The organism is Burkholderia multivorans ATCC BAA-247, assembly GCF_000959525.1.
In the GTDB taxonomy this organism is placed as follows: domain Bacteria; phylum Pseudomonadota; class Gammaproteobacteria; order Burkholderiales; family Burkholderiaceae; genus Burkholderia; species Burkholderia multivorans.
The window spans coordinates 2,894,210-2,907,076 of record NZ_CP009832.1 but is presented as its reverse complement, the minus strand read 5'-3'; the positions used below and the strand labels follow the sequence as shown (position 1 = coordinate 2,907,076).

Sequence of the window (12,867 nt, the reverse complement as noted above, 5' to 3'; positions counted from 1 at the left end):
CGGCCGGCGCACGTGCGCTCGCGCATCAGCGCGCGGCGAGCCACGCGTCGACGCGCGCGAGCCCCGCGCGCAGCGCATCGCTCAGCGCTGCGCTGCCGGCCATCGAGCCCCACAGCGCGCGGCTCGCGGCGAGCGCGGCGACCGGATCGGCGGCGCCGACGATCGCGCGCGCGGCGCCGTCGTCCATCACGCCGTCCTGGTACGTGTATGGCAGCGCGCCGCGCGCCCAGCGTTCGAGAAAGCGCAGGAACAGCGCGGGCAGCACGGCCGTCGCGACCGGCGTTGCGCCGCGCGCGAACGATTCGGCGAGCGTGGGCGCGATGAAGCCGGGAATCTTCGAGAAGCCGTCTGCCGCGACGCGCTGGTTCGTGTCCAGCACGTACGGGTTGCCGAAGCGCTCGAGCACGACGTCGCGGTAGCGCGCGAGATCGAGCGGGCTCGGCGTGAGGCACGGGATCACGTCCTGCGTCACGTAGTCGTGCGCGAAGCGGCGGATCGACGCGTCGTGCGTGCCTTCGTGGATGTACGTGTGGCCTGCGAGCGTGCCGGCCCACGCGATGCAGCTGTGCGTCGCGTTGAGAATGCGGATCTTCGCTTCCTCGTACGGATGCACGTCGTCGACCAGTTCGGCGCCGGCCAGCTCCCAGCGCGGCCGGCCGGCCGCGAAGCGGTCCTCGATGACCCACTGGATGAACGATTCGCCCATCACCGGGCATGCGTCGTCGATGCCGGTGGCCGCGCGCACGCGTTCGCGCACGTCGGCGGTCGGACGCGGCGTGATGCGATCGACCATCGCGCTCGGGCATGCGACGTTCGCATCGAACCACGCGAGCACGTCGGTCTGCCCGCGGCGTTCGAGAAACTCGCGCATGCCCGCGCGAAAGCGCGCGCCGTTGCTGCGCAGGTTGTCGCAGCTCTGCAGCGTGAGGGCACCCGCGCCGCGCCGCATGCGTTCGGCCAGCAGCGCGGCGAGCGCGCCGTAGAGCGTCGTGCGCGCGCCCTGCAGGTCGGCCGCGAGATCGGCGTTCGCGACGTCGAGCCGGTTGTGTTCGTCGAGGTAGTAGCCGCCTTCGGTGACGGTGAACGACACGATCCGGCAGGCCGGATCGGCGCCGGCGTCGATCAGCGCGGCGAGATCGATCGACCACGGCAGCACGCGCGCGATCGCGCGGATCGTCTCGTATTCGCGCTCGCCTTGCGGCGTGACGGTCTCGAGCGTGTAGACGCCGTGCTGCGCGGCGAGTGCGTCCATCGTGGCGCGCATGTCGTCGCGGATGTTGCCGACGACGAGCGACCAGCGCTGGTCGGCCGGCACGGCTTCGTTGACGCGATGCAGATACCACGCCTGATGTGCGCGGTGAAACGAGCCCGCGCCGATGTGCAGCAGCACGGGCGTGCGGGCGGAGGGCGATTCGGTCATCCGGTGTCTCCTGTCGGCCCCGGTTAGCGCTTCAGCGCTTACCGGGGCCCCATGCTTCGCGGTCGGCTCCGGTTAGCGCTTCAGCGCTTGCCGGAGCCCCATGCTTCGCGGTCGGCTCCGATTAGCACTTCAGCGCTTGCCGGAGCCCCATGCTTCGCGGTCGGCTCCCGTTTGCGCTTTAGCGCTTACCGGAGCTCCGTGCTTCGCGGTCGGCCTCGGCTGGCGCTTCAGTGCTTCCCCAGGGCGTCGTTGCTCTACGGACCGGCCGCGGTCCGCGCGTCGGCGCGCACGCCGCCGCGTTCGGCGTTGGCTCGGGGCGTCGCGGCGTGGCGGTACGTCGGCACGATCATTTGCTCGTTACGTGAGCGAATGATCGTATTCGGCCGAATGAAAGTCAAGGCGTCAACCTGGCATTTCGATGGTGCGCCGCACCGGAGGCCTCCGGCGCCGTGCGATGGCTCGGATCAGCCGCCTTCGCGCGTTAGCGCGACGAGTTCCTCGAGCAGCTTGGCTGCAGGCCCCGGCAGGATCCCGTGACGGCGTCGGAACGCGGTCAGCATGCGCCGCGCGAGCGCGTTGCGCACCGGCAGCACGTCGATCGTGCCCGCGCGCTGCTCGGCGCCGAACATCGGCTCCGGCATCCACGACAGGAAACCCGCATGCGCGACGAGGCTCTTCAGCGTCGTGACCGAACGCGTCTCGACCGCGATGTCGGGCAGCGGCAAGCCATGCGAATCGAAGGTCGTGCGCACCTGGTCGAACGGCGCGGTGCCGCGCGGCGGCAGCGCCCAGCGTGCGCGCAGCGTGTCGGCGAGCGTCGGCGGCCGGCCGAGCGCGCGCAGCGGATGGTGCGGCGCGGCAACGATATGGCTGCGATCGGTCCACCGGCATTCGGGAATCGCGACGATCTCGTCGGTGTCGGGCGCCTGCGCGGACAGCGCGAGGTCGATCTCGTGCTTGCAGAGCCCTTCGGCGAGCCGGTCCCATACGCCTTCGAGAATCTCGACGCGCAGGTTCGGCCAGCGATCGAGCACGCGGCCGATCGCGATCGGCAACACGAGGCTCGCGATGCTGCCGACCGCACCGACCTTGATCGTGCCCTTCGCCAGGCCGCGCATCGCGTCGAGCTCCTCGCGCGCGTGTTCGGCCTCGTGCTGCAGCAGCGTCGCATGCGGCAGCAGCGCTTCGCCGAACGCGGTGAGCTGCACGCCTTTCGAGTGGCGCTCGAACAGCGGCGCGCCGACCTGGTCCTCGAGACGCTTCAGGATGCGCGACAGCGCGGGCTGCGTGACGTGCAGCGCGTCGGCCGCGCGGCCGAGGCTGCCGCACGCGACGATCGTGGTGAAGGCGCGAAGCTGGCGGAGGTCGAAAGTCATGCGCAAACGGTATGGGTTTTCGCCAAAAATACAGTATCCGAGAATGGTCTGCACTTCGATACTGTGCGGACCCATCCGTTCTCGAGGAGACGCCCCGCATGTCCGGCCAACCGCACGCCGCCGCCACGCCCGCGACCACCGTTCGCGACGCCGTGATCCATCTGTTCCGCCAGTTCGGCATCGACCGCGTATTTGGCAATCCCGGCTCGACGGAGCTGCCGATGTTCCGCGATTTCCCGGACGATTTCCGCTATGTGCTCGGGCTGCAGGAGGCCGTCGTCGTCGGCATGGCCGACGGCTACGCGCAGGCGTCCGGCAATGCGGCGGTCGTCAATCTCCATTCGGCGGCCGGCGTCGGCAACGCGATGGGCAATCTCTTCACCGCGTACAAGAACCGCACGCCGTTGATCGTTACCGCCGGCCAGCAGGCGCGCGCGATTCTGCCGTTCGAGCCGTTCCTCGGCGCCGCGCAGGCCACCGAGCTGCCGAAGCCGTACGTGAAATGGAGCATCGAGCCGGCGCGCGCGCAGGACGTGCCGGCCGCGATCGCGCGCGCGTACCGGATCGCGATGCAGGAGCCGCGCGGGCCCGTGTTCGTGTCGATCCCGGTCGACGACTGGGACCAGCCGGCCGAACTGCTGCCGCCGCGCGACGTGAGCCAGGTCGTGCGGCCCGACCCCGACGCGCTCGCGCGGCTCGGCGACGCGCTCGACGCCGCGCAGCGTCCGGCGTTCGTCGTCGGCGCGGCGCTCGATCGTGCGGGCGCGTGGGACGAGGCCGTGCGGCTCGCCGAACGGCACCGCGCACGCGTGTACGTTGCGCCGATGTCGGGGCGCTGCAGCTTTCCCGAAGACCATCCGCTGTTCGCCGGCTTCCTGCCCGCGATTCGCGAGCAGATCGTCGCGCGGCTCGACGGGCACGATCTCGTGTTCGCGTTCGGCGCGCCCGCATTCACATACCACATCGAGGGTTTCGGCCCGCATGTGCCGCCCGGCGCGACGCTCGTGCAACTCGTCGACGATCCGGGCACGGCCGCGTGGACGCCGCAGGGCGACGCGGTCGTCGGCAATCTGAAGCTTGCGGCGCGCGATCTGCTCGCGCGGCCCGCGCCCGCCGAGCGGCCGATGCCGGCCGCGCGCGCACCGCGCCAGCGCGTCGCACCGCCGGTCGCCGGCGAGCGCATGTCGGCCGCCTTCGCGCTGCAGACGCTCGCCGACCTGCGCGATGTGCACGACATCGTCGTCGAGGAGGCGCCGAGCGCGCGGCCCATCATGCAGGAGCACCTGCCGTTCACGCGCAGCGGCACGTTCTACACGATGGACAGCGGCGGGCTGGGCTACGGGATGCCGGCCGCCGTCGGCGTCGCACTCGCGCAGCCGGAGCGGCGCGTGATCGCGCTGATCGGCGACGGCTCGAGCCTGTATTCGATCCAGGCGCTGTGGAGCGCCGCGCAGCTCGGGCTACCGATCACGTTTGTGATTCTCAACAACCGCCGCTACGCGGCGCTGCAGGATTTCGCGCCGGTCTTCGGCTTCGGGCCCGACGATCCCGTGCAGGGCACCGATCTGCCCGATCTCGATTTCGTCGCGCTCGCGGCCGGGTTCGGCTGCCGCGGCGTGCGCGTCGGCGATCCGGCGCGCCTGCGCGACACGCTGGCCGACGCGCTGCGTGCGACCGCGCCGGTCGTCGTCGACGTCGAAATCGCCTGATGCGCGCCGCACGTCCTTCCGGAGAAACCATGCAGACTGTATCGATGCTGATCGGCGGCGAACGCCGCCAATCGTCCAACGGCGCGACTTTCGTGCGCCGCAATCCGCTCGACGCCGCGATCGCGTCCGAAGCGCCCGCGTGTACTGTCGACGATGCGCGCGCGGCGGCCGAGGCGGCCGGCCGTGCGTTTCCCGAATGGGCCGCGCTCGGCCCCGGCACGCGGCGTGCGCTGCTGCTGAAGGCGGCCGACGCACTCGACGCGAAGCGCGCGCAGTTCGTCGCGGCGATGGCCGCGGAGACGGGTGCATCGGCGCTGTGGGCCGAATTCAACGTGCAGCTCGCGGTGAGCGGGCTCGTCGAGGCCGCGTCGCTGACTACCCAGGTCGGCGGCGAGCTGATCCCGTCCGACGTGCCTGGCTCGCTCGCGATGGGCGTGCGGCAGCCGGCCGGCGTCGTGCTCGGGATCGCGCCGTGGAACGCGCCGGTGATTCTCGGCACGCGCGCGCTCGCGCTGCCGCTCGCCTGCGGCAACACGGTCGTGCTGAAGGGCTCGGAGCTGTGCCCGGCGACGCACGGGCTGATCGTCGACGCGCTGCAGGAGGCCGGCTTGCCGCCGGGCGTCGTGAACTTCGTGACAAACGCGCCCGACGATGCCGGCGCGGTCGTCGCCGCACTGATCGCGCATCCGGCCGTGCGGCGCGTGAACTTCACCGGCTCGACGCGCGTCGGGCGCATCATCGCCGAAGCCTGCGCGCGGCATCTGAAGCCCGCCGTGCTGGAGCTCGGCGGCAAGGCGCCGTTCGTCGTGCTCGACGATGCCGATCTCGATGCGGCCGTCGACGCCGCCGCGTTCGGGGCGTTCGCGAATTCCGGCCAGATCTGCATGTCGACCGAGCGGATCGTCGTCGACACATCGATTGCCGATGCGTTCGTCGCAAAGCTCGCGGACAAGGCCGCGTCGCTGCCGCTCGGCGATCCGCGAAACGGGCCGGTCGTGCTCGGCTCTCTCATCGACGCGAAGGCCGTCGAACGCTGCAACGCGCTGATCGACGATGCGCTCGCGCACGGCGCGACGCTGCTGTGCGGCGGCAAGGCCGACAGCACGCTGTTCCCGGCGACGCTGCTCGACCACGTGACGCCCGCGATGCGCGTCTATGCGGAGGAATCGTTCGGTCCGGTCAAGGGCATCGTGCGCGTCGACGGCGAGGAGGCCGCGATCCGCTGCGCGAACGACAACGCGTTCGGCCTGTCGTCGGCCGTGTTCAGCCGCGACGTCGCGCGCGCGCTGCGCGTCGCCGCCCGCATCGAGTCGGGCATCTGTCACGTGAACGGCCCGACCGTGCACGACGAGGCGCAGATGCCGTTCGGAGGCGTGAAGGACAGCGGCTTCGGCCATTTCGGCGGCAAGGCCGGCATCGCGGCGTTCACGGACCTGCGCTGGATCACCGTGCAGACCGCGCCGCGTCACTATCCGTTCTGAGAGGCCGCCGACCATGAGAATCGCGATTCTGGGCGCGGGCGCGATGGGCTCGCTGTTCGGCGGCCTGCTCGCGGAAAGCGGCGAGGACGTCACGCTGATCGACGTCAACGACGCGCATCTCGACGCGATTTGTCGCGACGGGCTGCGCATCGACGACGACCGCGGCGAGCGCCGCGTCACGACGTTGCAGGCGCTGCGGCCCGAGGCCGCGAATGCGTCGGCCGACACACCGTTCGATCTGCTGATCGTCTTCACGAAGTCGCTGCATACGCGCGTCGCGCTCGACGGCGTGCGCGCACTGCTGACGCCGCGCACGCATGTGCTGACGCTGCAGAACGGGCTCGGCAATGTCGAGACGCTCAATGCGTTCGTGCCGCTCGAGCGGATCCTCGTCGGTGTCACGACCTGGCCGGCCGATCTCGCCGGGCCTGCGCACGTGCACTCGCACGGCGCGGGCACGATCCGCATGATGACGGCCGACGGCGCGGCGAGCCCGTTCGCGGCGGCGGTGGCCGACGCGCTGTCGCGCGCGGGGCTCGCCTGCACGCTCGATGCGGACGTGTGGGCCGCGATCTGGGAGAAGGTCGCGTTCAACGCGGCGCTCAACACGCTCTGCGCGGTGACGCGCTGCACCGTCGACCAGCTCGGCGAACATCACGACGGGCCGCGCCTCGCGCAGGCGATCGTCGCCGAGACGGCCGCCGTCGCGCGGGCGAAGGGCATCGCGGTCGATGCGGCGCGCATCGCGCGAAACGTCGATCATGCGATCCGCGAACATCGCGGCCATCGCCCGTCGATGCTGCAGGACGTACTCGCGGGCCGCCGCACCGAGATCGATGCGATCGGCGGCAAGGTGGTCGCCGCCGCGCGCGAGGTCGGGCTGGCGGTCCCGCATACCGAAACGATGCTGAGTCTGGTGCGCGTGATCGACGCGCAAGCGGGCTGAGCGTCACGCCGGCGGCCGGCTTGCGCCGCGCGACGAGACACAAGAGCGCCGGGCATGGCCACGGCGCCGGATCGTCATCTCGCCTGGCACGAACTGGCGTGCGAGGCACGGGGTCCGCATCGGCGCCGCGGCGCCGGCGCGGGCCGACTGGAAGCATCGGAGGGAGACAGGATGAAAGCACTCGATTGCCGCAGTTTCGACGCGCATGGCCTGCGCACGGTTGCGCCGCGCGCGGGATGGAGGCACGCATGAGCACGCGCGACGACGCTACCGCACCCGCCGTCGACATCGGCGCAACGCTCGACGACGGTCCTTTTACGACGATGCAGAAATGCGTGGTGCTGCTGGCCGCGCTCTCGATCGTGCTCGACGGCTTCGACGGCCAGCTGATCGGCTTCGCGATTCCGGTGCTGATCAAGGAATGGGGCATCACGCGCGGCGCATTTGCACCGGCCGTCGCGGCGGGGCTGATCGGGATGGGCATCGGCAGCGCCTGCGCGGGACTCGTCGCCGACCGTTTCGGCCGGCGCGGCGCGGTGCTCGGCAGCGTGTTCCTGTTCGGCGCGGCGACCTGCGCGATCGGGCTCGCGCACAACGTCGAGACGATCGCCGCGCTGCGCTTCGTCGCCGGTCTCGGCATCGGCGGCGCCCTGCCGACCGCGACCACGATGACCGCCGAATACACGCCCGCGCGGCGCCGCACGATGATGGTCACCGCGACGATCGTCTGCGTGCCGCTCGGCGGCATGCTCGCCGGCCTGTTCGCCCACGAAGTGCTGCCGCGCTACGGGTGGCGCACGCTGTTCTTCGCGGGCGGCGCGCTGCCGCTCGTGCTCGGCTTCGTGCTGGCGGCGGCGTTGCCCGAATCGCCGCGCTACCTCGCGCGGCGTCCCGCACGCTGGGCCGAGCTCGGCGCGCTGCTGGCGCGCATGAAGCGTCCGGTCGCGGCGGGCACCGTGTTCACCGATTTGAGGGACGCGCAGGCGCAGGGCGGCAGCGGCGGGTTCCGCTCGCTGTTCGCGGGCGGCCAGGCGCGCGACACGATCGCGCTGTGGTGCGCGTTCTTCATGTGTCTGCTCGCCGTGTATGCGGCCTTCAGCTGGCTGCCGACGATGCTCGCCGCGAGCGGGCTCAGCGTGTCGCTCGCAGGCGCGGGGCTCACCGCATACAACCTCGGCGGCGTGATCGGCGCGCTGCTGTGCGCATGGACGATCGCACGTGTCGGTTCGCGCTGGCCGCTCGTGCTGTGCAGCGTCGGCGGCGCGGCGAGCGCGCTGTGGCTGATGAGCGTCGATGCGGGCAGCCATACGCGCTGGCTGATCGTCGGGCTCGGCGCGCACGGCCTGTTCGTCAACGCGGTGCAGTCGACGATGTATGCGCTGTGCGCGTACATCTACCCGACGGCGGTGCGCGCGACCGGCACCGCGAGCGCGCTCGCGTTCGGCCGGCTCGGTGCCATCCTCAGCGCGTTCGCCGGTGCTTTCGTGATCACGACGGGCGGCGCAACCGCGTATCTGACGATGCTGGCCATCGCGATGGGCATCGTGTGCGTCGCGCTGCTGGTCGTGCGGCGGCATATCCCGAAGCTGTCGCGCGAGCCGGCGCAGCCGCGCGAGCGGGAGGAGCTGGTTCGCACGTCGCCGTGACGTCGGGCAGCGCGCATGCACTGCACATTCGCGCTGCTTGCCTGATGCCGCCGGGTGCCACCGGATGCTACCGGGCGGCGGGAGCGTCAGGCGTTACAGCGTCGTGCGCACGTGCCAGAGCTCGGGGAACAGCACGACATCGAGCATCTTGCGCAGATACGGCGCGCCGCTCGTGCCGCCGGTGCCCTGCTTGAAGCCGATGATGCGCTCGACCGTCGTCACGTGCCGGAAGCGCCACTGGCGGAACGCGTCCTCGAGATCGACGAGTTCCTCGGCCATTTCGTACAGCTCCCAGTGCTGCTGCGGATGCCGGTACACCTCGAGCCACGCGGCCTCGACGGTTTCGTCGTGCTGCGTCGGCTGTCGCCAGTCGCGGTCGAGCCGCGACGGCGCGATCGGGAACCCGCGCCGCGCGAGCAGACGCACGACCTCGTCGTAGAACGACGGCGCGTCGAGTGTCGCGCGCACCTGTTCGAGGATGTCGGGCCGGTGCGCGTGCGGCTGCAGCATCTGCGCGTTCTTGTTGCCGAGCAGGAATTCGAGCTGCCGGTACTGGTACGACTGGAAGCCCGACGACTGGCCGAGATACGGTCGCATCGCCGAGTACTCGGACGGCGTCATCGTCGACAGGACGTTCCACGCCTGCACGAGCTGCTCGAGGATCCGCGAGACGCGTGCGAGCATCTTGAACGCGGGTGGCAGCGCATCGCCGCGCACCGCATCGAGCGCGCCGCGCAGTTCGAACAGCGCGAGCTTCATCCACAGCTCGCTCGTCTGATGCTGGATGATGAACAGCATCTCGTTGTGATCGGGCGACAGCGGATGCTGCGCGTTCAGAATCGCATTCAGCGACAGGTAGTCGCCGTAGCTCATCGACTTCGAAAAATCGAGCTGTGCGTTGTGCCAGCCGGCTTGCTCGCCGGCGTCGCCCGGCACGTGCGGCGCCTCGTGCGCGGCTTGCGTACCTTGCGCGCGTGCGCCCGAGAACGGGCAGCCCGCCGGCGCATCGTTGCCGGGCGGCTGCATATGACCAGAATTCACGAGTGTCTCCACGATTGAATGACGGGGGCGCGGCGCGCACTGCTCGCGCGCCCGCGGCGGCCGGCGATCAGGTCACCGCGCCGCGCTCGGCGTACTCGGGCGCCTTCCACGCGTCGGTGTCCAGAATCTCGCGCAGCGTTTCGACGGCATCCCACACGTCGACGAAGCGCGTATAGAGCGGCGTAAAGCCGAAGCGCAGCACGTACGGCTCGCGGTAGTCGCCGATCACGCCGCGCGCGATCAGCGCCTGCATCACTTCATAGCCGTGCGGATGCTCGAAGCTCGCCTGCGAACCGCGCTGATGGTGCGCGCGCGGCGTGACGAGCTTCAGCGAGCGGCCCGCGCAGCGCGCCTCGACGAGCGCGATGAACGCGTCGGTCAGCGCGAGCGACTTGCGGCGGATCGCCTGCATGTCGGTCTGCAGGAACACGTCGAGCCCGCATTCGACCATCGACATCGACACGATCGGCTGCGTGCCGCACAAGAAGCGCGCGATGCCGGGGTCGGGCGCGAAGCCGGGCTGCATCGCGAATGGCGCGCGATGGCCCCACCAGCCGGACAGCGGCTGCGAGAAATGCGCGTGGTGGCGCTGCGGCACCCACACGAATGCCGGCGAGCCGGGGCCGCCGTTCAGATACTTGTACGTGCAGCCGACCGCGCCGTCCGCATGCGCGCCGTTCAGGTCGACCGGAACCGCACCGGCCGAATGGGCGAGGTCCCAGAGCATCAGCGCGCCAGCATCGTGCGCGAGCTGCGTGACGGCGGCCATGTCGTGCATGTAGCCGGTGCGGTAGTTCACGTGCGTGATCATCGCGACGGCGGTGTCCGCGCCGAGCGCGTCGGGCAGCTCGGCGGGATCGTCGATCAGGCGCAGTTCGTAGTCGCCGCCGAGCTGCTCGATGAGCCCTTGCGCGATATAGAGATCGGTCGGGAAGTTCGAACGCTCCGACACGATCACGCGGCGCTCGGGCGCGCGTTCGGCCTGGTGGCGCAGCATCGCCGACAGCAGCTTGAACAGGTTGATCGAAATCGTGTCGGTCACGACCGTTTCGCCGGGCGCGCCGCCGATCAGCGTCGCGAGCTTGTCGCCGAGCCGGCGCGGCAGCGCGAACCAGCCTGCGGTGTTCCAGCTGCGGATCAGGCCTTCGCCCCATTCGGCGCCGATCACCTGTTGCGCACGTGCGGCCGCCGCGCGAGGCTGCGCGCCGAGCGAGTTGCCGTCGAGGTAGATCACGCCGTCGGGCAGCGCGAACTGGCTGCGCAACGGGGCAAGCGGATCGTCGCGATCGAGCGCGAGCGCATCTTCACGGGTCTTGATCATCATGGTGGGTTCGTCGGTCGAAAGAATCAGGCGGCGCGCGCGGGCAGCGCGCGCAGGACGGCGCGCACGGGGCTCGCGTCGAGCGTCGCGAATTTGAGCGGCAGGGCGATCAATTCATAGTCGCCGGGCGGCACCTCGTCGAGCACGATGCCTTCGAGGATCGCCATCCGGTGGGCGCGCACGCGGTGGTGCGCGTCCATCGTCTTCGATTCCTGCGGATCGAGCGACGGCGTGTCGATGCCGATCAGCTTCACGCCGTGCGCGGCAAGCAGATCGACGGTGTCCGGTGCGACCGCGCAGAACGCGCTGTCCCAGTGCGCGGTCGGCGCATTCGCGTAGGTGCGCAGCAGCACGCGCGGCGGTACGCCGTCGAGCGCGGTCGCGACGTCGGCCTGCCGCACGACCGGCGACGCGCCGATGCAGTGGATCACGCGGCACGGGCCGACATAGGTGTCGAGCGGCACGGCGCCGATCGCCGCGCCGTCCGCATCGTAGTGCAGCGGCGCGTCGCAGTGCGCGCCGGTATGCGGCGACAGCGTCAGCCGCGCGATGTTGACGGGCGAGCCGGCCTCGATCCGCCAGACGCGCTCGACCGACACCGGCGTGTCGCCCGGCCACACGGGCGTGGCGGCGCTGATGGGCGGGGAGATGTCCCAGAGTATGTCCATGGCATGACGAAGCGATGAATCGATCCTTCGAATGATAGGCGGACGCTTGCAGAAAGTGCTTGCGAAATAAACATGGACAATCCGCTCGATTGGCAGATAATTCGAATCAGAGGGAAAAGGGGGACCAAAAATGCACGCGATCACGCTGGACGCTACCGACTGCCGGATCCTGGCCGTGCTGCAGGAAGAGGGCAGAATCAGCAATCTCGATCTCGCGGAACGGATTTCGCTGTCGCCGTCCGCGTGCCTGCGACGGATGCGGCTGCTCGAGGAGCAGGGCGTCATCGAGCGCTACCGCGCGTGCCTGAGCCGCGAGAAGCTCGGGTTCGAGCTCGAGGCGTTCGTGCAGGTGTCGATGCGCAACGAGGAGAACCAGTGGCACGAACGGTTCGCGGAGGCGTTGCGCGAATGGCCGGAGGTGGTGGGCGCGTTCGTCGTGACGGGCGAGAGCCACTATCTGCTGCGCGTGCTCGCGCACAACCTGAAGCACTATTCCGATTTCGTGCTGAACCGGCTGTACAAGGCGCCGGGCGTGATGGACATCCGTTCGAACATCGTGCTGCAGACGCTGAAGGACGAAGCGGGTGCGCCGGTCGGGCTCGCGCGCACCGGCCCGATCAGAGCGGTGTGAGACCGTGAAAGCCGCCGCCGTGGAACACGAGCGGCGGTGTCGCGTTCTGCGGCGTGCGTACGCCGCAGCGTTCGACTTCGCCGACGAAGATCACGTGGTCGCCTTCGTCATAGCGGCTGCGGTTGTGGCATTCGAACCAGGCGAGCGCACCGTCGAGCACGGGCATGCCCGAGTTGCCGGCCGCGTGCGCGATGCCTTCGAAGCGGTCGCCCTTGTAGCTCGAAAAGCGCATGCACAGGTCGAGCTGCGCGGCCGCGAGCACGTTCACGACGTAATGGCTGTTGTTGCGGAACACCGGCATCGACGCCGATTTGTGCGCAAGGCTCCACAACACGAGCGGCGGGTCGAGCGACACCGAATTGAACGAGCTTGCGGTGATGCCGATCAGCTGGCCGGACGGCGCGCGCGTCGTGATGACGGTCACGCCGGTCGCGAACTGGCCGAGCGCCTGCCGGAAGGCGGCCGAATCGAAGTCCGGCGGATTGGCCCGGCTCATCGCGCCACCCTTCCGGACGAAGCGGACGGATGCGTCGCGCGGCAACGGCGGCAGGCGCGACGGACGAAAGGCGGCGAGGCGGTGGCATGGGAAGTGGTGCGCATGCCGCGATTTTAGCGGAATCGCGCCCGG

Annotated in this window: 11 protein-coding genes; 5 read left to right on the top strand and 6 right to left on the bottom strand. The window is 70.1% G+C overall.

Annotated elements, in window-relative coordinates; translation table 11 throughout:
• Nucleotides 1–25: 25 nt before the first annotated feature.
• Nucleotides 26–1,420 carry a D-arabinitol 4-dehydrogenase gene (gene dalD, locus NP80_RS25985; protein ID WP_006406455.1) on the bottom strand — a complete coding sequence of 465 codons (1,395 nt, stop codon included), beginning with the start codon at nt 1,418–1,420 and terminating at the stop codon, nt 26–28.
• 464 nt (nt 1,421–1,884) lie between these two features.
• Complete coding sequence (locus tag NP80_RS25980) at nt 1,885–2,796, bottom strand: LysR family transcriptional regulator (RefSeq protein WP_035948066.1); 912 nt, start codon at nt 2,794–2,796, stop codon at nt 1,885–1,887.
• A 98-nt stretch (nt 2,797–2,894) separates the two neighbouring features.
• Between NP80_RS25980 and mdlC the strand changes: the two genes are divergently transcribed.
• From mdlC to NP80_RS25960, 4 genes are all read left to right on the top strand, one after another.
• Nucleotides 2,895–4,505, top strand: coding sequence for a benzoylformate decarboxylase (mdlC, locus tag NP80_RS25975; RefSeq protein ID WP_006406451.1), 1,611 nt, complete (start codon nt 2,895–2,897; stop codon nt 4,503–4,505).
• A 29-nt stretch (nt 4,506–4,534) separates the two neighbouring features.
• On the top strand, nt 4,535–5,986 hold the full coding sequence (locus NP80_RS25970) for an aldehyde dehydrogenase (RefSeq protein WP_035488613.1): 1,452 nt from the start codon (nt 4,535–4,537) through the stop codon (nt 5,984–5,986).
• 13 nt (nt 5,987–5,999) lie between these two features.
• Nucleotides 6,000–6,932, top strand: coding sequence for a ketopantoate reductase family protein (locus tag NP80_RS25965; protein WP_006406449.1), 933 nt, complete (start codon nt 6,000–6,002; stop codon nt 6,930–6,932).
• A 248-nt stretch (nt 6,933–7,180) separates the two neighbouring features.
• Entirely contained in the window at nt 7,181–8,578 is a 1,398-nt protein-coding gene (locus tag NP80_RS25960; RefSeq protein ID WP_006406447.1) for an MFS transporter, read from the top strand.
• A 93-nt stretch (nt 8,579–8,671) separates the two neighbouring features.
• On the opposite strand, the gene kynA is transcribed toward NP80_RS25960, so the two are convergent.
• From kynA to kynB, 3 genes are all read right to left on the bottom strand, one after another.
• Nucleotides 8,672–9,604, bottom strand: a complete 933-nt coding sequence (gene kynA, locus NP80_RS25955) for a tryptophan 2,3-dioxygenase (RefSeq protein WP_006406446.1) — start codon at nt 9,602–9,604, stop codon at nt 8,672–8,674.
• Between the two features lie 82 nt (nt 9,605–9,686).
• Complete coding sequence (gene kynU / locus NP80_RS25950; RefSeq protein ID WP_232356621.1) at nt 9,687–10,940, bottom strand: kynureninase; 1,254 nt, start codon at nt 10,938–10,940, stop codon at nt 9,687–9,689.
• Nucleotides 10,941–10,966: 26 nt separating this feature from the next.
• Entirely contained in the window at nt 10,967–11,608 is a 642-nt protein-coding gene (kynB, locus tag NP80_RS25945) for an arylformamidase (protein ID WP_035947881.1), read from the bottom strand.
• Between the two features lie 130 nt (nt 11,609–11,738).
• On the opposite strand from kynB, the gene NP80_RS25940 reads away from it, so the two are divergent.
• Nucleotides 11,739–12,239 (top strand): Lrp/AsnC family transcriptional regulator, encoded by a 501-nt coding sequence (locus NP80_RS25940; RefSeq protein ID WP_006398465.1) that lies wholly within the window; start codon nt 11,739–11,741, stop codon nt 12,237–12,239.
• Here NP80_RS25940 and NP80_RS25935 read toward each other — a convergent pair.
• Entirely contained in the window at nt 12,226–12,735 is a 510-nt protein-coding gene (locus NP80_RS25935) for a flavin reductase family protein (RefSeq protein WP_006398466.1), read from the bottom strand. The genes NP80_RS25940 and NP80_RS25935 overlap by 14 nt on opposite strands.
• Nucleotides 12,736–12,867 lie beyond the last annotated feature (132 nt).

What these genes read in the sequence shown, in the direction of transcription:
- dalD (WP_006406455.1), bottom strand. Translation starts at nt 1,420, where the DNA reads ATGACCGAATCGCCCTCCGCCCGCACGCCCGTGCTGCTGCACATCGGC.
- NP80_RS25980 (WP_035948066.1), bottom strand. Translation starts at nt 2,796, where the DNA reads ATGACTTTCGACCTCCGCCAGCTTCGCGCCTTCACCACGATCGTCGCG.
- mdlC (WP_006406451.1), top strand. Translation starts at nt 2,895, where the DNA reads ATGTCCGGCCAACCGCACGCCGCCGCCACGCCCGCGACCACCGTTCGC.
- NP80_RS25970 (WP_035488613.1), top strand. Translation starts at nt 4,535, where the DNA reads ATGCAGACTGTATCGATGCTGATCGGCGGCGAACGCCGCCAATCGTCC.
- NP80_RS25965 (WP_006406449.1), top strand. Translation starts at nt 6,000, where the DNA reads ATGAGAATCGCGATTCTGGGCGCGGGCGCGATGGGCTCGCTGTTCGGC.
- NP80_RS25960 (WP_006406447.1), top strand. Translation starts at nt 7,181, where the DNA reads ATGAGCACGCGCGACGACGCTACCGCACCCGCCGTCGACATCGGCGCA.
- kynA (WP_006406446.1), bottom strand. Translation starts at nt 9,604, where the DNA reads ATGCAGCCGCCCGGCAACGATGCGCCGGCGGGCTGCCCGTTCTCGGGC.
- kynU (WP_232356621.1), bottom strand. Translation starts at nt 10,940, where the DNA reads ATGATCAAGACCCGTGAAGATGCGCTCGCGCTCGATCGCGACGATCCG.
- kynB (WP_035947881.1), bottom strand. Translation starts at nt 11,608, where the DNA reads ATGGACATACTCTGGGACATCTCCCCGCCCATCAGCGCCGCCACGCCC.
- NP80_RS25940 (WP_006398465.1), top strand. Translation starts at nt 11,739, where the DNA reads ATGCACGCGATCACGCTGGACGCTACCGACTGCCGGATCCTGGCCGTG.
- NP80_RS25935 (WP_006398466.1), bottom strand. Translation starts at nt 12,735, where the DNA reads ATGAGCCGGGCCAATCCGCCGGACTTCGATTCGGCCGCCTTCCGGCAG.